The following is a 19201-nucleotide window of genomic DNA, read 5'->3' as shown; positions in this document are numbered from 1 at the left end:
CCCGCACCCCGCTCCGCGCCGTGCCCTGATCGTGTGAGTCGAGGGCCGCCCCCGCCGCCGGTCCCGCTGCCGCCGGATCCGGTGGCCGCCCCGCGTGTCGCGCGGGCCACCCCGGCGCCTGCCGGGCCGGATTCTGTGCCAGAGTTGCCACGTCCGGGCTCGGAACACGTACCGTACGGCTCGGCAGCCGGGACAACCGGAAAGGGGCAGCCGGATTGAGCACGCACGCACCGCACGCACCGGGCTCCGCGCGGCTCGTCGCGCTACCAGCCACGCTGGACGAGGCCGTGGCGGCGCTGGCCGCAGAACCGGCCGCCGTGCCGGTCGCGGGCGGCACGGACCTGATGGCCTCGGTCAACGCCGGGCTGCTGCGGCCCGCGGCCCTGGTCGGCCTCGGCCGCCTCGCGGAGCTGCGCGGCTGGGCGTACCAGGACGGTCACGCGCTGCTCGGCGCCTGTCTCACGCACTCCCGGATGAGCCGCCCCGACTTCGCCGCGCTGATCCCGGCGCTGGCGGCCGCCGCGCGGTCCGCGGGCCCGCCCCAGGTGCGGAACGCCGGCACCCTCGGCGGCAACATCATCACCTGCGCCCCCTCGGGCGACACGCTGCCGGTGCTCGCCGCGCTCGACGCCACGCTGCTGGTCGCGGGTCCTGACGGGGAGGGCCGGCAGATCCCGGTCAGTCACCTGCTCGCCGGCCGGGACCGGCTGCGCGGCGGGGAGTTGCTGGCCCACGTGCGGGTGCCGCTGCTGCACGCCCCGCAGACCTTCCTGAAGGCCACCGCGCGCACCGGGCCCGCCAGGGCGCAGGCCTCGGTCGCGGTCGTCCTCGACCCGGTGCGCCGGGAGGTGCGCTGCGCGGTGGGCGCCGTCAGCCCGATGCCGCTGCGGCCGCTGGACGCCGAGCGGTGGGTGGCCTCCCTGGTCGACTGGGACGGTGAGCGCGGCCTCGCCCCCGAGGTGCTGCACGCTTTCGGGGACTATGTCGGAATGGCCTGCATCCCGGATCCGCCGCCGCCGAGCGATGGGGGCGAACCTCCGCAACTTCCGCCCGCCGTGCAGCACATGAGGCGTACCGTGGCGACACTGGCCCGCCGTGGACTCGGAAGGGCTCTCGCATGAGCAACGAACAGCAGCCCGAACCGGCGCCCGACTTCTCGCCGGAAGGCGCGCGCACGCCAGGACCGCAGGGGGGGTGGGGCGGCGAGTACGACTCGGACGCCACCGCCTTCATAGAGCTACCCGAGGGCTACCAGGAGCGCTCGGGCGGCGAACCGCTCGCCGCGCCGGGACACGGCTACCAGCCGCCGGAGATCGGCGACGGCGCGGCCGCGCCGGCCGCCGACCCCTCGGTCGGCGGGCAGTGGACCAGGCCGTTCGGCGACGTCCCGCAGGGCGCGGGGCACGACGCCGGACCCTGGTCGGCGGGGGGCGAGCCCCCCGCGCCCGCCCCCTGGGCCACGCCCCCCGCCGGCGAGCCCCACCCCACCGCGGAGCCGGCCGCCGGTGCCGTGGAGCCATGGTCGCCCGAGCCGGACGGGACCCCTCCCGGCCAGCCGGAGACCGGCAGCCGCAGCGACCACCCCGAGGTCTCCTACGTGCTGCGGGTCAACGGCGTGGACCGGCCGGTGACCAGCGCCTGGATCGGCGAGTCGCTGCTCTACGTGCTGCGCGAGCGGCTCGGCCTCGCCGGCGCCAAGGACGGGTGCGCGCAGGGCGAGTGCGGGGCCTGCTCGGTGCAGGTCGACGGGCGTCTGGTGGCGGCCTGCCTGGTGCCGGCCGCCACGGCCGCGGGCAGCGAGATCAGGACGGTGGAGGGGCTCGGCGCCGACGGCGCGCCCTCCGACGTGCAGCGCGCCCTGGCCGCCACGCCGGTGCAGTGCGGCTTCTGCCTGCCGGGGATCGCGATGACCGTGCACGACCTGCTCGAGGGCAACCACGCGCCGACCGAGCTCGAGACGCGGCAGGCGCTCTGCGGCAACCTGTGCCGCTGCACCGGGTACCGGGGCGTGCTCGACGCCGTCCGCACGGTCGTGGAGGGGCGCGCGGCCACCGCGGCGCGCGCCGCCGAGGAGGCCGCGCACGAGGCGCGGGACGGCGGCCCTGGCTCCCGCATCCCGCACCAGGCGGGGCCGCCCGCCGGGGGGGCGCGGTGAGCCGCCGGGCCACGGTGCCCGGCGGCCGAGTGGTTCCAGGTGAGCAAGGGGACGAAAGGGCGATGTCATGACGGACCGGGGCACCGACGGCGCCACCGCCATCACCGTGTCCCCCGCCGGCGGGGGCGCCAGGACCGCACGCCCGGCGGGCGCGCCCCCGCACGGTCTCGGCGACTCGCTGTCGCCGGCCGAGGCCGAGGCCAAGGCCAGGGGCACCTTCCCCTACACGGCCGACCTGTGGGCCGAGGGCCTGCTCTGGGCCGCCGTGCTGCGCTCCCCGCACCCGCACGCCGCGATCAAGCGGATCGACACCACCGACGCGGCGGCCATGCCGGGGGTGCGGGCCGTGGTCACCCACGAGGACGTGGGCGGCGAGGCCGGCCTCGGCCGGCTGGTCACCGACCGGCCGCCGTTCGCCTCCGAGGTGGTCCGCTACCACGGCGAGCCGGTGGCAGCGGTGGCCGCCGACCACCCGGAGACCGCGCGGCTCGCGGCCGCCGCGATCGTCGTCGAGTACGAGGAGCGGGAGCCCGTCACCGACCCGGAGAAGTCGTTCGAGGCGCCGGCGCTGCACCCGGACGGCAACGTGATCCGGCACATCCCGCTGCGCCACGGCGACCCGGCCGCCACCGGCGAGGTCGTCGTGGAGGGGCTCTACCGGATCGGCCGCCAGGACCCGGCGCCCATCGGCGTCGAGTCGGGCCTGGCCGTGCCCCGCCCGGACGGCGGCGTCGAGATCTACACGGGGACCACCGACCCACACACCGACCGCGACCGGATCGCGGCCAGCCTCGGGCTCACCACCGAGCAGGTCAAGATCTACGTCACCGGCGTCCCCGGGTCCCTCGGGGACCGCGAGGACCTGGGCTTCCAGCTGCCGCTCGCGCTGCTCGCCATCCGCACCGGCAGCCCCGTGAAGCTCTCGGCGACCCGTGAGGAGTCGTTCCTCGGCCACGCCCACCGGCACCCCACGCTGCTGCGCTACTGGCACCACGCGGACCGCACCGGCAAGATCGTCAAGGTCGAGGCGCAGCTGCTGATGGACGCCGGCGCCTACGCCGACGACTCGGCCGAGGCGCTGGCCGCCGCCGTGTCGTTCGCGGCCGGGCCCTACGTGGTGCCCAACGCGGTGATCGACGGCTGGGCGGTGCGCACCAACAACCCCCCGGCCGGCTACGTGCGCGGCGAGGGCGCGATGCAGGTGTGCGCGGCCTACGAGGGGCAGATGGACCGGCTGGCGGCGCAGCTCGGCATCGACCCGGCCGAGCTGCGCGCCCGCAACGTGCTGGGCACCGGGGACGCGCTGCCGACCGGGCAGACGGTCACCTGCCCGGCCCCGGTGGCCGAGCTGCTGGCCGCGGTGCGCGAGGCGCCGCTGCCCGCGCTGCCCAAGGACGGCCCGGTGGAGGACTGGCTGCTGCCCGGCGGCCCGGAGGGCGCCGGCGAGCCGGGCGCGGTGCGGCGCGGCGTCGGTTATGCCCTGGGCATGGTCCACATGCTGGGCGCCGAGGGCGCCGACGAGGTGTCCACGGCCACGGTCAAGGTGGAGGGCACGGTCGCCACGGTGCTGTGCGCCGCGGTGGAGACCGGGCAGGGCTTCGCGACGCTGGCGCGGCAGATCGTGCAGGACGTGCTGGGCATCGAGGAGGTGCACGTCGCGCCGGTGGACACCGACCAGCCGCCGGCGGGGCCCGGCGGGCGCGGCCGGCACACCTGGGTCTCGGGCGGCGCGGTGGAGCGGGCGGCCAAGATGGTGCGCACCCAGCTGCTCCAGCCGCTGGCCGCCAACTTCGGCATGTCCGCCGAGCTGTTGAGCATCGCCGACGGCAAGATCACCTCCTACGACGGGGTGTTGAGCACCACGGTGGCCGAGGCGCTGGAGGGCAAGGAGCTGTGGGCGACGGCGCAGTGCCGGCCGCATCCGACGGAGCCGCTGAACGAGGCGGGGCAGGGCGACGCGTTCGTCGGCCTGGCCTTCGCTGCGCTGCGGGCCGTGGTGGACGTGGACGCGGAGCTGGGTTCGGTGCGGGTCGTCGAGGTGTCGGTCGCGCAGGACGTGGGGCGGGTGCTCAATCCGCGGCAGCTGCGGACGCGGATCGAGGCGGGCGTGCTGCAGGGCGTCGGCGCGGCCCTGACGGAGCATCTGCGGGTGGTCCGCGGGGAGGTGCGGCGGCCCGACCTCTCGGGGTACCCGCTGCCCACCGCGCTGGACGCGCCGGACGTGCGGATCGTCCGGCTCATCGAGGAGCGGGACGTGGTCGCGCCGTTCGGCGCCAAGGCGGTGAGCGCGGTGCCCGTGGTGGTGGCGCCGGCGGCGGTGGCCGCGGCGGTCAGGGCGGCCACCGGGCGGCCCGTCAACCGGCTGCCGATCCGGCCGCAGTCGGCGGTGGTGGGCCCGTAGGCGCCCTTTCACCTGATCGGCGTACGACGATGGTCAGGGGCGAATCCGCCACACGTCCATAGGCAGGCCTCGGGGTCAGTCCTTACGGTGTTCGCATGACCGACACCGACGCCGGCTCCGGGCCTCCGAGCACCGCCACCCCGCACCAGCAGCAGGGCGAGGAGGCCGCCGCCGACGGCGGGCGCGGTGGCGTCCTCGGCCCTCGCCACCGCGCGCTCACCCTGGGGTGCGTCTGCTCCATCCTGTTGATCGCCTTCGAGGCCATGGCCATCGGCACGGCGATGCCGGCCGCGGCCGAGGAGCTGCGCGGCGTCTCGCTCTACGCCTTCGCCTTCTCCGGCTTCTTCACCACCAGCCTGCTCGGCATGGTGGTCGCCGGGCAGTGGTGCGACCGGGTCGGGCCGCTGCGGCCGGTGGCGGCGGGGATAGCCGCCTTCGCGGCGGGACTGCTGGTGACGGGCGTGGCCCAGAGCATGTGGGTGTTCGTGCTGGGCCGTGCGGTGCAGGGGATAGGCGGCGGCCTGGTGATCGTCGCGCTCTACGTGGTGGTCGGCCGGGCGTTCCCCGAGCGGCTGCGTCCCGCGGCGCTGGCCGCGTTCTCCGGGGCGTGGGTGCTGCCGTCGATGGTCGGGCCGCTGATCGCGGGGTCCGTCACCGAGCACTTCGGCTGGCGCTGGGTCTTCCTGGGGATCACCGCGCTGGTGCCGCTGCCGCTGCTGGTGATGCTGCCGGCGCTGCGGCGTCACGCCTCGGGGCCGCCGCCTGGCGCGCGGGGCGCGTTCGACGGCCGGCGGCTGCGTCTCGCGCTCGCGGCGGCGGTGGGCGCGGGGCTCGTGCAGTTCGGCGGCCAGGAGGTGCGGTGGCTCTCGTTGGTGCCGGCGCTCGTGGGCCTGGCGCTGCTGTGGCCCTCGGCGGTGCGGCTGCTGCCGGTGGGCACCTTCCGGGCGGCCCGCGGGCTGCCCGCGGTGATATCCCTGCGGGGCGTGATCTCCGCGGCGTACCTGGTGACGCAGACCTTCCTGCCGCTGATGCTGGTCGCCCGGCGCGGCCTGTCCTACACCGAGGCCGGTCTCGCGCTCGCCGTCTCGGGCGTGGTGTGGGCGCTGGGCTCCTTCGCCCAGGCCAGGCCGTGGGCCGAGCCGTACCGCCACCTGCTGGTGCGGCTCGGGACGGTGCTGCTCGCGGCCGGGGTGCTGCTGACGCCGCTGGTGCTGTGGGAGGCGGTGCCGGTGTGGCTGCCCACGGTCACGTTGACGGTGGCGGCGTTCGGCATGGGCCTCGTGGTGTCCACGGTGGGGGTGCTGGTGCTCCGGCTCTCGCCGCCCGGGGAGTCCGGGGGCAACGTCTCCTCGCTCCAGGTCTGCGACAGCCTGGGCAACGTGCTGATGCTGACGGCGGTCGGCACCCTGTTCGCCGCCTTCGGCGGGGACGCGTCGGCCGCGCACGAGGCGGGCGGCGCCGCGGCCTCGGCCGTGGGCGCGGAGGCGTTCGTCGTGGTCTACGCGGCGGCGGCCGTCGCCGCGCTGCTCAGCATCGTGGTGGCCGGCCGGATCGGCGCGCCCTCCGAGCGGGCCGCCCTGGCGTGAAGTCGTCGGTGGTGGAAGGGGGTTGGCGGTGACCGGGGGCCGGCCTCAGCGGGCCGGGCCGCGGCTTGGGTAGGCTGGCGCGGTTGTCGCCGCCGAGCCACCGTTTCCGGAGATCGTGACTACCACAGCCTCGTCCGCACCCAGTTCCTCGCACCATCTCTCGCCCGCTTTCCCCGGCCGTGCTCCCTGGGGCACGGCGGGCAAGCTGCGTGCCTGGCAGCAGGGGGCGATGGAGGAGTACCTGCGGCGCCAGCCGCGGGACTTCCTGGCCGTCGCCACCCCGGGCGCCGGCAAGACGACGTTCGCGCTGACCCTGGCGTCCTGGCTGCTGCACCACCACGTCGTCCAGCAGGTGACGGTCGTCGCCCCCACCGAACACCTGAAGACCCAGTGGGCCGAGGCCGCGGCCCGGATAGGGATCCGGCTCGACCCGGAGTACAGCGCGGGCCCGCTGGGCCGTGACTACCACGGGGTGGCCATCACCTACGCCGGCATCGGGGTGCGGCCCATGCTGCACCGCAACCGGTGCGAGCAGCGCAAGACCCTGGTGATCCTGGACGAGATCCACCACGCGGGCGACTCGCGTTCCTGGGGCGAGGCGTGCCTGGAGGCGTTCGAGCCGGCCACCAGGCGGCTGGCGCTCACCGGCACCCCGTTCCGCTCGGACACCAACCCGATCCCCTTCGTCTCCTACGCGGAGGGCACCGACGGGATCCGCCGCTCGGTCGCCGACTACACCTACGGCTACGGCAACGCGCTGGGCGACGGCGTGGTGCGGCCGGTCATCTTCCTCTCCTACAGCGGCAGCATGCGCTGGCGCACCAAGGCGGGGGACGAGATCGCCGCCAAGCTCGGCGAGCCGATGACCAAGGACGCCACCTCCCAGGCGTGGCGCACCGCCCTCGACCCCAGGGGCGAGTGGATGCCGGCGGTGCTCACGGCCGCCGACCGGCGGCTCACCGAGGTCCGCAGGTCCATCCACGACGCCGGCGGCCTGGTGATCGCCACCGACCAGGAGTCGGCCCGCGCGTACGCCAAGCTGATCCGGGAGATCACCGGCACCTCGGCCACCCTCGTGCTCTCCGACGACAGCGGCGCCTCGCAGCGTATCGAGGAGTTCCGGGGGAGCGAGGACCGCTGGATGGTCGCGGTCCGGATGGTGTCGGAGGGGGTGGACGTGCCCCGGCTCGCGGTCGGGGTCTACGCCACCACCATCGCGACCCCGCTGTTCTTCGCCCAGGCCGTGGGCCGCTTCGTGCGCTCCCGGCGGCGCGGCGAGACCGCGTCCGTCTTCCTGCCGACCATCCCGACGCTGCTCCAGTTCGCGCACGAGCTGGAACTGGAGCGCGACCACGCGCTGGACAAGCCGAAGAAGGACGGGGAGGAGGACCCGTACGCCGAGGAGGCCGACCTGCTGAAGGAGGCCGAGCGCGAACAGAACGAACCGGACGGCGAGCAGGACCAACTCCCGTTTGAGGCGCTGGAGTCCGACGCCGTCTTCGACCGGGTGATGTACGACGGGCACGAGTTCGGCATGCAGGCCCACCCCGGCAGCGAGGAGGAGCAGGACTACCTCGGCATCCCCGGGCTGCTCGAACCCGACCAGGTGCGGCTGCTGCTGCAGAAGCGGCAGGCCAGGCAGATCGCGCACAGCCGCCGCAGGCCGGACGCCGAGGCCGACCTGCTCGAGGTCCCGGCGGAGAACCGCCCGGTGCTCAGCCACAAGGAGATGATGGAGCTGCGCCGCGAGCTCAACTCGCTGGTCGGCGCCTACGCGCACCAGTCGGGCAAGCCGCACGGCGTGATCCACACCGAGCTGCGCCGGGTGTGCGGCGGCCCGCCGAGCGCCGAGGCCACGGCGGGCCAGCTGCGGCAGCGGGTGGAGAAGATCAGGGAGTGGGCCACGCGCATGCGGTGACGCCCGTCCGCTCTTCCGGCATTTCTCCCCAGAACGATCCAAAACCATCATCGACTGCTCGGATTTTGGACGTCCTCTTCCGGTAACCGGTGCTGATCGCTAAGTTTCCGGACACGCGCACACTCGGTTGCAGAGTCGCCCCGGTGCGCAGCGGCCAGTGATCCGTCTCACCTGCCATGTCCAGTGATGGCATCCCGTGCGCGCTGCCGAACGGGACGTCGGCACGCGCACCGCTGACCCGGAAGGGGGCGCCGTGACCGCGGAGACTTCCCAGACACTCGACCGAGGACTGCGAGTCCTCAAGCTGCTCGCCGAGACCGACCACGGGCTGACGGTCACCGAGCTGTCGCGCCAGCTCGGCGTCAACCGCACCGTCGTCTACCGGCTGCTCGCCACCCTCGAACAGCACTCCCTGGTCCGCAGGGACGCCGGCGGCCGGGCCCGGGTCGGCGTCGGCGTGCTCGGCCTCGGCCGCCAGGTGCACCCGCTGGTACGGGAGGCCGCCCTGCCGGCGCTGCGCTCGCTCGCCGAGGACGTGGGCGCCACCGCCCACCTCACCGTGGTGGACGGCACCGACGCCCTCACCGTGGCCGTGGTCGAGCCGAGCTGGACCGACTACCACGTGGCCTACCGCACCGGATTCCGGCACCCGCTCGACCGGGGCGCCGCAGGGCGTGCCATCCTCACCGGCCGCTGCAAGGACATCGACGACGAGGACGGCTACGTGCTCACCCGCGGCGAGCTGGAGGCCGGCGGCTCGGGCGCCGCCGCCCCGCTGCCCAGGGACTGTGGCATCGAGGGCAGCGTCGGCGTGGTGATGCTGAGCGAGGCGGTGCCGCCCGAGGTCGGACCGCGGGTGGTCAGGGCCGCCGAGGAGGTGGCGGCGGTCCTGCGTTAGATTCGCTGCCATGCCCGCAGCCAAGAACGCGCCCGAGGCGCCGGCCGCCGCCCAACGGCCGCCCGGTCGCCGTCGCCCGCTGCTGCTCGCCCTCTGCGGCGCGCTCGTGGTGGCGCTGTTCGCGGTGGTGGCCGTCGTGCCGCTGCCGTTCTCCGTCACCTACCCCGGGTCCACCGCGGACGTCCTCGGCGAGGCCGAAGGGGAGCCCGTCATCACCGTCTCCGGCGCGCCGGTGCGCGACACCGAGGGCCAGCTGCTGCTGACCACCATCGTGGCCACCGGGCCCGACGCCACGGTGCGCCTCGGGGACGTGATCAGCGGCTACTTCGCCGACGACCGGGCCGTGATGCCGCGCGCCTCGGTCTACCCGGTCGGCGACTCGACGAACGAGATCCGCGAGCACAACGCCCAGCAGATGCGCGAGTCCCAGGACGCGGCGGTGTCGGCGGCCCTCGGCTACCTCGGCCTCGACGGTTCCGAGGTCTCCGTCGAACTCAACCTCCCGCGCATCGGCGGCCCGAGCGCGGGCCTGCTGTTCTCGCTCGGCATCGTGGACGTGTTGCGGGGCGACGGCCGGGGCGGCGACCTCACCGGCGGCCGGGTGATCGCCGGCACCGGCACCATCGAGGCGGACGGCACCGTGGGCCCGGTGGGCGGCGTGCCGCTGAAGACCAGGGCGGCCGCCCGCGACGGCGCCGACGTCTTCCTGGTGCCGCGCGACGAGTGCTCGGACGCCCAGGCGGACCTGCCAGAAGGGCTGCGGCTGATCCCGGTGACCACCCTGAGCGGCGCGGTCGACGACCTGCGCGCGCTGGCCGCGGGCGAGCCCGTGCCCAGCTGCTGAACCTGCCCAACCGCCCCCGCGAGTGCAGGTCGCGGGGGCGGCTTGTGGGGGGTGGTACAGGTACTGATTCCCAGGGCCGACCCGTTCACGCCCGCTCGCCGGGAATCGGGGACATCCGCACCCCGCGGACACCTTCTGGCGGAAGCCGGGGCGATTCCGCGCCCGCTTGGTGAAGTCATGGGGCCCCTCGGTACAGTCGGGCCGCGAGAAGGGGAGGCCGGGCATGGCGATCGACGGACTCGACGCGCGGCTGATCGAACTGCTCGCCAGGGAGCCGCGGATCGGCGTGCTCGAGGCCTCACGGCGGCTCGGCGTCGCGCGCGGCACGGCCCAGGCCAGGCTGGAGAAGCTGCAGGCGTCCGGGGTCATCCGGGGCTTCGGCCCGGACGTCGACCCGGCGGCCATCGGCTTCCCGGTCACCGCCTTCGCCACCCTCGAGATCACCCAGGGCCGGGGTGAGGAGGTGCGCCGCCACCTCGGCGGCGTCCCCGAGGTGCTCGAACTGCACACCATCACCGGTCAGGGCGACATGCTCTGCCGCCTGGTGGCCCGCTCCAACGCGGACCTGCAACGGGTGATCGACCGGGTCGTCGGCTTCCCCGGCATCGTCCGGGCGTCCACCGCGATCGTGATGGAGAACCCGGTGCCCCTGCGGGTCATCCCCCTGGTCAGACACGCCGCGGGCGGCGGTTCCTGACCGCTCCCGCCGTACCGCTCAGGGGGCCGACTCACCCGGCTCCTCGGCGCCGGGGATCAGCAGACCACGTAGTTCGTCCTCCACGTCGCCGGCGTCGCCCTCGGTGCCAGGCGGCACCACGCGCAGCGTCCGCTCGAGCCAGGCGGACAGCGGCACCGCCGGCACGTGCAGCAGGGCCTCGCCGTCCGGCGAGCTCAGCGACAGGCAGATCACGTTCCGCCCGGCCTGCTTCGCGGGCCACACCCGCACGTCGCCCTCCCCGGAGGGCCGGAACACGCCCTCCACCAGCAGGTCCCTGGCGAACGTCCAGTGCACCGGGACGTCGGAGCCCAGGTGGAAGGTGATGTGCACGGCGTACGGGTCGTCGGACCGGTACACGAGCCGAGCCGGCACCGGAACGCTGCGCTCAGGCGAGAGCACCAACTGGAGGTCCAACTCCCGCTCGATGATGGTGTGCATGGGATGCGCCCTTCTCTGTGCGGTCCTGCGGAGATAGAGAGGGAGAGACCGGTCTTTCATTACGCGACTCCACGAGAATCGATCAGGACTCCTTCGACGGCCGGGCGGCGGGCCGGAGGGACCGCCCACACCCCGTCGTCGCGGCGCGGATGCGGGTACCCCGGCGGCCCCCCGAGTACGCTGCCCGAGTCCGCGCCGGCACCGATCCGGACGCGCAACTCGCCCCTCGATGGCCGATATTGGGTGGACCCCGGGCCGGTCGGCTCGCACAGTGATGCGGTGACACACCCGACGCCACCCCCCTTCCTGCCAGGACTCACGCTCTCCCGCGTCCTCTACGAGGAGGCCGTGCGACCGCTGCTCGCCGAGCACCACCCGGGGCTGCGGTACGCCGCCGCCCGCGTCGGCCCGGGCTCCGAGGTGCTGGGCTTCGACACCGCCAGGTCCGCCGACCACGAGTGGGGACCGCGACTCGAACTCTTCCTGACCGCCGAGGACGCGGCCGAGCACGGCGCCGACATCGAACGGATGCTCGCCCACCGGCTGCCCAAGGAGGTGCGCGGCTGGCCCACGAACTTCCGGCCGTCGCCCGACCCGGCCGACCCGGTCGGCCTGATGGCCCACACCGAGGGGCCGGTCGCGCACCGGGTCGCGGTCACGGACGTCGGCTCCTGGCTGGCCGAACGCGGCCTCACCGCCGAGCCCGACACCGCGGACTGGCTCGCCATGCCCGCCCAGCGGCTGGCCGAGGTCACCGCCGGCGCCGTCTTCCACGACGGGGTGGGCGAGTTGACCGCCGCGCGGGCCAGGCTCGACTGGTACCCGGACCAGGTGTGGCGCTGGCTGCTCGCCTGCCAGTGGCAGCGGATCGCCCAGGAGGAGGCGTTCCCCGGGCGCTGCGCCGAGGTCGGGGACGACCTGGGCGCGGCCCTGGTCGCCGGGCGGCTGGTGCGGGACTGGATGCGGCTCTGCCTGCTCTACGCGCGCCGGTACCCGCCCTACGGCAAGTGGCTTGGCAGTGCCTTCGCCCGACTGCCGGTCGCCGGCGAGCTGTTGCCCGCGCTGCGCGGCGCGCTCGCCGCCACGGGCGCGGCGCTCCGCGAGCGTCACCTGTGTGACGCGGGCGAGCGGATCGCCGCCCTGCACAACGAATCGGGGCTGACGGCGCCGGTCGATTCCACCCGACGGCCCTACCACAGCCGGCCGTTCCTGGTGCTCGACGCGGGCCGGTTCGCGCGGGAGCTGGCCGGCACGGTGGAGGATCCGGCGCTGCGTGGCCTTCCGTTGACGGGCGCCGTCGACCAGTGGGCGGACAACACGGACTTCCTCGGCGATCCGGGGCCGGCCCGTGCCGCCGTGTGGGCGGCGCTCGGGCGACAGGGCGCGTGGGAACCGGACGGTGTTCGTTAGGGTCCTTCTCGGACAGACTTGGAATGACGCTGGCCGCTTGCGACGTACGATGCTTACTCGCAGTCGCGACCAGAGAGCACGGACGAGGAGATTCGGACCGCATGAGCTCCCCACCCGCAGGAGGCGCCAGCGGCGGCCCGGGGCCCAACTGGTATCCGGACCCGTCCATTCCCGGCTACATCCGGTACTGGAACGGCACCGCCTGGGTGCCGGGCAGCAGCCGGCCCGAGCCGCGGGAGGGCGAGCCCGCGCCCACGCCGCCGGCCGGCTCCGGAGTGGCGCCGGCGGCGCCCACGCCGGCGCAGGCACCCCCCAAGGACGAGACACAGCCCTTCTTCTTCGACGAGGACCCGACACCCGCGGACTCCGGTCCGCAGGTGGCGCACTCGGGCGACCAGCGGGTCGCCTGGGGTTCCGACGAGGACGTGAGCCCGTCGCCGGCCACCGCGGCCGGGCGGGTCGACCCGCGCGGGCAGTTCCGCCGCACCCCGGCCGAGGGCGCCCCCGCGCCCGAGCCGGCACCGTCCCCGGCACCCGAGCCCCCGCCGGCCCAGGCACCGGAGCCTTCGGCGCCGCGCGCCGACGCGGGCGGCGGCTCCTGGGAGCGCCAGGTGCACGAGCTGGCCCAGGGCGGCGGTCAGGGCCCCGACGCGGCCGCCGCCGGCCCTCCCGTCCAGGCGGCCCAGGCGCCCTCGGTGCCCTCCCAGTCGGGCCCGCCAGGGCTCGGCGCCCCGCCGGCGCCCAGCCCGCAGCAGGGCGTTCCGGTGCCGGGGCAGGCGTCGCCGGCCACCCCGCAGGCCGGCCCGCCGCAGTCCAGTCCGCCGCAGGGCGTGCCCACCCCCGGCGGCCCGACCGGGCTCGGCGTCCCGCCGCAGCCGGGGCCCGCCCAGGGCGCCCAGCCCGCGCAGCCCCTGCCACCGGCCCAGCCCGTGCCGCCGCAGGCCGGGCCCGCGCCCGTGCCGCCGGCCAGCCCGGCGCAGGGCGTCGCGGTGCCGCCGACGCGCCCGAGCCCCGGCCAGGGGGTGCCCGTGCCGGGCGCCGCCGCCGGCGGGTACGGCTACCCCCAGCAGCAGCCGCAGCAGCCCGGCGCCCCCGGGGGATACGGCTATCCCCAGCAGCCGGGCGCCGCCGCCGGCGGGTACGGCTACCCCCAGGCCCAGCCCCAGCCTCAGCCCCAGCAGCCCGGTTCCGCCGGTGGCGGCTACGGCTACCCGCAGGCCGGGTCCACGCCGCCGGGCCAGTCGCCCTACCTCCAGGCCCACCAGGGCGATCCGCTCACCATGATCCGGCAGTTCGTCGACCCGGAGCAGAAGTACCCGGCGGGCCTCGGCCGCCGGCTGCTGGCCAGGATCGTCGACTCGCTGCTGCCGGTCGGCGCCGCCGTCGCCGTGGCCCTGCCGCTGGTCGGCCAGGCCCGCGACCACATCCAGGAACAGATCGACGCCGCCGAGCGCGCCGGCATCACCAAGCAGATCTGGCTGATCGACGGCACCACGGGCGGCTACCTCGCCCTCGTCCTCGGCGTCTTCCTGGTCGTCGGGCTGCTCTTCGAGGCGCTGCCCACCGCGATCTGGGGCACCACTCTCGGCAAGGGCATGGTCGGCGCCCGGGTGGTCGACGTCGAGCGGCAGGAGAAGCCGTCGTTCGGCGCGGCGCTGCTGCGCTGGCTGCTGTACAACGTGCTGGCGTTGCTGGTGGTGGGGATCGTCAGCCTGGTGCTCGGCGCCCGCGACCGGCCCTGGCGCCAGGCATGGCACGACAAGGCGGCCCACACCTTCGTGGCCGTCACCAAGCCGAACGGCTAGCCGCCCTCGCACCGGGGGCGCGTCATCCATCCGCCCGGCGCCCGGATGCGGGGCGCCGGGCGTCGGGGTGGACTGAGGGCATGAGCACTCACCAGCCACGGCCCGACCCCGAGGAAGGCCCCGGCCGGGAGGCCGGGGAGGGCGAGGGGCTGCCCAAGGCCCCGCCGCCGGGCGAGCCCTACGGCGACAACCCCTACGGCGGCCCGGCCGGCGCGGCCGACCCGCTGGCCGGCATGCCCCCGCTGGCCAACCGCGGCAGGCGCCTGGTCGCCCGCATCATCGACTCGATCATCGTCGGCGTGCCGGTCACGCTGCTGATGTGGCCGCTGGTGGGGAACTACGGCTGGGACGGCGACGGCGGTGGCGGCGCGTACGGCTCGGAGGCCGTCGTGATCGTCGTCTACTTCATCTACGAGGGCCTGATGCTCAGCGCCCGTGGCCAGACCCTGGGCAAGATGGCCATGCGCATCCGGGTGGCGATGCTGCGGGACGGCGCGGTGCCGCGCGGCAACCCGGCCTGGTACCGGGCCGGGGTCTACTCGCTGCCACAGCTGCTGCCGTGCATCGGCTTCGTGTTCTGGCTGGTCAACGTGCTCAACTGCACCTGGGACAAGCCGTACCGGCAGTGCGTGCACGACAAGGCGGCCAGGACCGTGGTGGTCTCGACCGCCTGATGGTCGGAGCCCCGCCGCGGAACCCCGCCGCGGGGTGTCGGGCGCGGGCGTGCGCGCGGGGGCGCGCGCCGCTCAGACCGTTACGCCAGGGCGCCGGCGCGGGGTGTCGAGCGGCTCCGGTTGGGCAGTCTTCGGGAGCCGCGCGGCGGGGGCCCGGCCGGCGCGGCGGGCCCGCAGGGCCAGTGCGACCAGGACGCCGAGCAGCAGGGCGACGCCGGCCACCAGCGCGAGACCCGGGCCGGAGAGGGCCGGTGCCAGCAGGAGTAACGCGAAGGTGGTGGTGACGACGGTGACCGAACCGTAGATGATCTGCGCGGGGGTCGGGTGCGGCATCGCGGTGTCCGTCCTCGGTGCTGGTTGTGGCGGGCCGTGCCGGAGGGGCGGTGCCCCAGGAAGGCGTTCCGTGTTTCGAACGGTTCTACGGCCCTCGATGCCCGCGCGACGCCGTCGGTAAGCGCGCGCCGGGCGGCATGACCGATGCACGGGGGGCGCACGGATTCATGGCATGACGGCTTGACAGACGGACGAACGACCGTAGTGGTAGCGGGGGGTTGAATCAAGGGCTGTCTTTTTCTGAATCACTCATGTCAAATGCACCCGTCGTGTCACTGCTCGCGCAGGGAGGACAGTCAACAGGTGAACATGGGGAAGAGATCCACGAGATCGAGGACCGCCGCGGTCGCGACGGCCGTCGCCGCCATCGGCGCGGCGGTGCTGCTGCCCGCCGGGGTCGCCCAGGCGCAACCGCCCGCGGATCCGGAGGCGGCGCCCGAGGTCGAGGAGCCGTACGCCGCGGAGCCCGAGCTCGAGAACCCCCTGGGGGACAAGCGCGAGTCGCAGCGTCAGGAGGCCTACCAGCAGCTCCTGTCGGGCGAGGCCACGGCGCGGACCAGGGGCGGCTCCGAGGTCGTCGAGCTGAGCGACGGCGAGTTCGTCGACATGGCGACGACCGGCACCGACCGGATCTTCACGATCCTCGTGGAGTTCGGTGACGAGATCCACCCGGAGTACGGCGGTGACCCGGGCCCGCTGGTCAACCAGATCCCGGAGCCGGACCGCGAGGTGGACAACTCCACCATCTGGCAGGAGGACTTCGACCGCCAGTACTACGAGGACGTGTACTACTCGGAGGACCCGGACGTCCCGTCCGTGAAGCAGTACTTCGAGCAGCAGTCCTCGGGGCGCTACTCGGTCGAGGGCTACGTCAGCGACTGGGTCAGGGTCGACTACAACGAGGCCAGGTACGGCAACAACGCCTGTGGCTCCACCGTCTGCCGCTCGGTGTGGGAGGTCGTCGCGGACGGCGTCACCACCTGGTACGAGGAGCAGCTCGCCCAGGGCGCGACCCCGGAGGAACTGCGGGCCACGCTCGCCGAGTACGACCGGTACGACCGGTACGACTACGACGGCGACGGCGACTTCAACGAGCCGGACGGCTATCTGGACCACTTCCAGATCGTGCACGCCGGCGAGGACGAGTCGGCCGGCGGCGGCGCGCAGGGCGAGGACGCCATCTGGGCGCACCGTTGGTACGCGTTCGCCGACCAGGCCGGCGTCACGGGCCCCGAGTTCAACCCGCTCGGCGGCACCGAGATCGGCGACACCGGCCTCTGGGTCGGCGACTACACCATCCAGCCGGAGAACGGCGGTGTGGGCGTCTTCGCCCACGAGTACGCCCACGACCTCGGCCTGCCCGACCTGTACGACACCCAGGGTGGCGAGAACGGCACCGCGTTCTGGACCCTGATGTCGTCCGGCTCCTGGCTCGGCCCCGGTGACGGCTCCATCGGCGCCCTGCCCAACGACATGGGTCCGTGGGAGAAGCTGCAGCTCGGCTGGCTCGACTACGAGGTGGCCCGGGCCGCCACCCGGTCCACCCACCAGCTCGGCGCGTCCGGCCTCGCCTACCCGGAGGACGGCGACAGCCGTGGCACCCAGGCGCTGATCGTCGAGCTGCCGGAGAAGACCGTCACCACCCCGATACACCAGCCGGCCCAGGGCGAGAACCAGTGGTGGAGCGGCTCGGGCGACGACCTGAACAACACCCTGACCCGCACCGTCGACCTGACCGGCGCCAGTTCCTCGGCCTCCCTCGACCTCACCGGCTGGTGGTCCATCGAGGAGGGCTTCGACTACCTCTACGCCGAGGCGACGACCGACGGCGGCTCGACGTGGACCGCGCTGGACGGCACGGCGAACGGCGAGGCGCTGCCGACCGACAGCGCCGGCCGCACGGCCATCTCGGGCGAGTCGATGGGCGACGTCCCGGTCTCCTACGCGCTGGACGACTACGTCGGGCAGTCCGTGGAGGTCCGCTTCCGCTACCAGACCGACGGCTCGCTGACCATGACCGGCTTCACGGCCGACGAGATCTCCGTGACCGCGGACGGCGAGACGGTCTTCTCGGACGACGCGGAGAGCGGCGAGGGCGACTGGGAGGCCGACGGCTTCAGCGTCGTGGGCGAGGCCATCACCGGCGAGTACCCGCAGTACTACCTGGTGGAGAACCGGCAGTACGTCGGCTACGACCGCACGCTGCGGACCGGCCCGTACAACTTCGGTTTCCTGGACCAGCGCCCTGACTGGGTCGAGCACTTCCCCTACCAGAACGGCATGCTGGTCTGGCTGTGGGACACCTCGGAACTCGACAACGACGTCAGCCAGCACCCGGGCACCGGCCTGGTCCTGCCGGTCGACGCGCACGCCGAGGCGGACCGCTGGTCGGACGGCTCCCTGATGCGCAACCGGATCCAGTCGCGGGACGCCACCTTCAGCTGGTACCCGACCCGCCGACTGACCCTGCACCGCAACAGCGAGCCCACCACCCTGCGGGCGGAGCTCGGCGCCCCGGTCTTCGACGACCGGAACGGCACGTACTACGACACGGACAACCCGTTCCACAGCGTGCGGGTGCCGGACACCAACACCAGGATCTCGATCGTCTCGCAGCCGCTGAACACCTCGAAGCCGATCACGGTGCGGGTGTCCCCGAGCGGACGGTGATCGAGCGATCACACATCCGTGGGTGACCACGGTCTCGGCCGCCGCCCCTCGACGGGCGGCGGCCGAGCGCGTAAGGATGTGTGACATGTCAGATGGAGGTTTCGTCCAGCTGCCGGACGGCAGCGTCGTCGTCGCGCTCGGCCTGCCGCACCCCGTCGCACCGGGCCGCAGCGTGCGGGTGCTGGTGCACGCGGTCAACCGGCCACGGGCGCTGACGCGGGTGCGGAACCTCGGGCTGCGGGCCGTCTACCTGCGGGGCAACACGGCACCGCCGACCCCCGACGAGATCTCCGCCGTCCTCCACCACCCCGACGGCCTGGTCTGGCGCCACCGCCCCTCGGAAGCCGCCGACTCCTGGCGCCCCATCCGCCACCTGCTACGGGACGCCTGCGAGACGCCTGCGGCGGGCCTGGCCGTGTAGGACCGGCCCGGCCGGGGCGGGCGCCGGCCGTCTGGCGGCCGTGCCGACCGGCGCTCCGCGCCGCCGAGGCGGTGACCCGCCGGGTGGCCGGGAGGTTGGTGGCGCTCGCCCCGTTTGGTTGGCCGTGCCGGCCCGGCCCCGGCCGGGGCGGTGGCGTGGCCTCGCGCCGCTGCCGGGCTCGGCTGGTGCGCTGGTCGCGCACCGCGCGACCTGGGTGCGGGCTCCGCCCTCCGCTCCACCCGTTGCCGGTGCCGGCGGGGCGGGAAAGGGCGGATGGGGGGCAAACCCCTGGGACACCCCCGGTGGGTGGGGCCCTCAGTCGGCCGCGACCACCGGGTCGCCGCTGAGTTCGATGCCGGCGGCCGTCATCTCCTCGCGGGCCGCCTCGACGGTCTTCCGGCTGACGCCCGCCGTCAGGCTCAGCAGGACCCGCGTCTCCAGGCCCTCCCGCGCCGCGTCCAACGCCGTCGCCCGCACGCAGTGGTCCGTGGCGATGCCGACCACGTCCACCGCTGTCACGCCCCGCGCCCGCAGCCAGTCGGCGAGGGAGAGGCCCGACTCGTCCGTGCCCTCGAAGCCGCTGTAGGCCGCCGCGTAGGCGCCCTTGTCGAAGATCGAGTCGACGGCCCCCGACGCCACCGCCGGCGCGAAGTTCGGGTGGAAGCCGGCGCCCTCGGTGCCGGCCACGCAGTGCCTCGGCCAGGAGCGCACGAAGTCGGGCCGCTCCGAGAAGTGGTCGCCCGGGTCGACATGGTGGTCGCGGGTGGCGACCACGTGCTGGTAGCCCGGCGTGGCCGCCCCGATCAGGTCGGTGATCGCCGCGGCGACGTCCGCCCCGCCGGCCACGGGGATGCTTCCCCCCTCGCAGAAGTCGTTCTGCACGTCGACCACGATCAGGGCGCGCTGCATTCTGAACACCTCACTTGCGTC

At 74.6% G+C, this 19201-nt stretch carries 16 protein-coding genes; 13 read left to right on the top strand and 3 right to left on the bottom strand.

Annotated features, from left to right (window positions below; genetic code table 11):
* Positions 1 to 215 precede the first annotated feature (215 nt).
* The 8 genes from ACFWI8_RS14410 to ACFWI8_RS14375 all read left to right on the top strand — a co-directional run bounded on the left by ACFWI8_RS14410 (position 216) and on the right by ACFWI8_RS14375 (position 10499).
* Positions 216 to 1121, top strand: a complete 906-nt coding sequence (locus ACFWI8_RS14410; protein WP_311603302.1) for an FAD binding domain-containing protein — start codon at positions 216 to 218, stop codon at positions 1119 to 1121.
* The gene (locus ACFWI8_RS14405) at positions 1118 to 2155 is read left to right on the top strand and encodes a (2Fe-2S)-binding protein (RefSeq protein ID WP_387090295.1); all 1038 of its coding nucleotides are present in this window, start codon (positions 1118 to 1120) and stop codon (positions 2153 to 2155) included. The genes ACFWI8_RS14410 and ACFWI8_RS14405 overlap by 4 nt, the downstream gene beginning before the upstream one ends.
* 67 nt (positions 2156 to 2222) lie before the next feature.
* Positions 2223 to 4556, top strand: a complete 2334-nt coding sequence (locus ACFWI8_RS14400) for a xanthine dehydrogenase family protein molybdopterin-binding subunit (protein ID WP_387090292.1) — start codon at positions 2223 to 2225, stop codon at positions 4554 to 4556.
* A 95-nt stretch (positions 4557 to 4651) separates the two neighbouring features.
* Complete coding sequence (locus ACFWI8_RS14395) at positions 4652 to 6142, top strand: MFS transporter (protein ID WP_387090290.1); 1491 nt, start codon at positions 4652 to 4654, stop codon at positions 6140 to 6142.
* A gap of 115 nt (positions 6143 to 6257) precedes the next feature.
* On the top strand, positions 6258 to 8060 hold the full coding sequence (locus ACFWI8_RS14390) for a DEAD/DEAH box helicase (protein WP_387090287.1): 1803 nt from the start codon (positions 6258 to 6260) through the stop codon (positions 8058 to 8060).
* Positions 8061 to 8313: 253 nt separating this feature from the next.
* Entirely contained in the window at positions 8314 to 8958 is a 645-nt protein-coding gene (locus tag ACFWI8_RS14385) for a helix-turn-helix domain-containing protein (RefSeq protein ID WP_311603296.1), read from the top strand.
* Positions 8959 to 8968: 10 nt separating this feature from the next.
* Positions 8969 to 9802: a S16 family serine protease gene (locus ACFWI8_RS14380; protein WP_387090284.1), complete on the top strand. Its 834-nt coding sequence runs from the start codon at positions 8969 to 8971 to the stop codon at positions 9800 to 9802.
* 223 nt (positions 9803 to 10025) lie between these two features.
* The gene (locus ACFWI8_RS14375; protein ID WP_311603292.1) at positions 10026 to 10499 is read left to right on the top strand and encodes an Lrp/AsnC family transcriptional regulator; all 474 of its coding nucleotides are present in this window, start codon (positions 10026 to 10028) and stop codon (positions 10497 to 10499) included.
* An 18-nt stretch (positions 10500 to 10517) separates the two neighbouring features.
* Here the strand turns inward: ACFWI8_RS14375 and ACFWI8_RS14370 are convergent, their stop codons facing one another.
* Positions 10518 to 10958, bottom strand: a complete 441-nt coding sequence (locus ACFWI8_RS14370; protein ID WP_311603291.1) for an SsgA family sporulation/cell division regulator — start codon at positions 10956 to 10958, stop codon at positions 10518 to 10520.
* Between the two features lie 279 nt (positions 10959 to 11237).
* Here ACFWI8_RS14370 and ACFWI8_RS14365 point away from each other — a divergent pair, with 279 nt between their 5' ends.
* The 3 genes from ACFWI8_RS14365 to ACFWI8_RS14355 all read left to right on the top strand — a co-directional run bounded on the left by ACFWI8_RS14365 (position 11238) and on the right by ACFWI8_RS14355 (position 14847).
* Positions 11238 to 12368, top strand: a complete 1131-nt coding sequence (locus tag ACFWI8_RS14365; RefSeq protein ID WP_387090280.1) for a DUF4037 domain-containing protein — start codon at positions 11238 to 11240, stop codon at positions 12366 to 12368.
* A 101-nt stretch (positions 12369 to 12469) separates the two neighbouring features.
* The gene (locus ACFWI8_RS14360; protein ID WP_387090277.1) at positions 12470 to 14173 is read left to right on the top strand and encodes an RDD family protein; all 1704 of its coding nucleotides are present in this window, start codon (positions 12470 to 12472) and stop codon (positions 14171 to 14173) included.
* Positions 14174 to 14253: 80 nt separating this feature from the next.
* On the top strand, positions 14254 to 14847 hold the full coding sequence (locus tag ACFWI8_RS14355; RefSeq protein ID WP_387090274.1) for an RDD family protein: 594 nt from the start codon (positions 14254 to 14256) through the stop codon (positions 14845 to 14847).
* Between the two features lie 72 nt (positions 14848 to 14919).
* Here ACFWI8_RS14355 and ACFWI8_RS14350 read toward each other — a convergent pair whose 3' ends face one another.
* A complete protein-coding gene (locus ACFWI8_RS14350; protein ID WP_387090271.1) occupies positions 14920 to 15180 on the bottom strand; it encodes a hypothetical protein in 261 nt (86 codons plus the stop codon).
* A 309-nt stretch (positions 15181 to 15489) separates the two neighbouring features.
* Here ACFWI8_RS14350 and ACFWI8_RS14345 point away from each other — a divergent pair, with 309 nt between their 5' ends.
* Both ACFWI8_RS14345 and ACFWI8_RS14340 read left to right on the top strand, forming a co-directional pair.
* On the top strand, positions 15490 to 17850 hold the full coding sequence (locus ACFWI8_RS14345) for an immune inhibitor A domain-containing protein (protein WP_387090268.1): 2361 nt from the start codon (positions 15490 to 15492) through the stop codon (positions 17848 to 17850).
* 85 nt (positions 17851 to 17935) lie between these two features.
* Positions 17936 to 18271: a hypothetical protein gene (locus ACFWI8_RS14340; RefSeq protein WP_387090266.1), complete on the top strand. Its 336-nt coding sequence runs from the start codon at positions 17936 to 17938 to the stop codon at positions 18269 to 18271.
* Positions 18272 to 18586: 315 nt separating this feature from the next.
* Here ACFWI8_RS14340 and ACFWI8_RS14335 read toward each other — a convergent pair whose 3' ends face one another.
* The gene (locus tag ACFWI8_RS14335) at positions 18587 to 19180 is read right to left on the bottom strand and encodes an isochorismatase family protein (RefSeq protein WP_387090263.1); all 594 of its coding nucleotides are present in this window, start codon (positions 19178 to 19180) and stop codon (positions 18587 to 18589) included.
* Between the last annotated feature and the right edge of the window lie 21 nt (positions 19181 to 19201).

The organism is Streptomyces sp. NPDC127098, assembly GCF_042722465.1.
GTDB classification, from domain to species: domain Bacteria; phylum Actinomycetota; class Actinomycetes; order Streptomycetales; family Streptomycetaceae; genus Streptomyces; species Streptomyces millisiae.
This window is presented reverse-complemented; position numbering and strand designations above follow the sequence as displayed.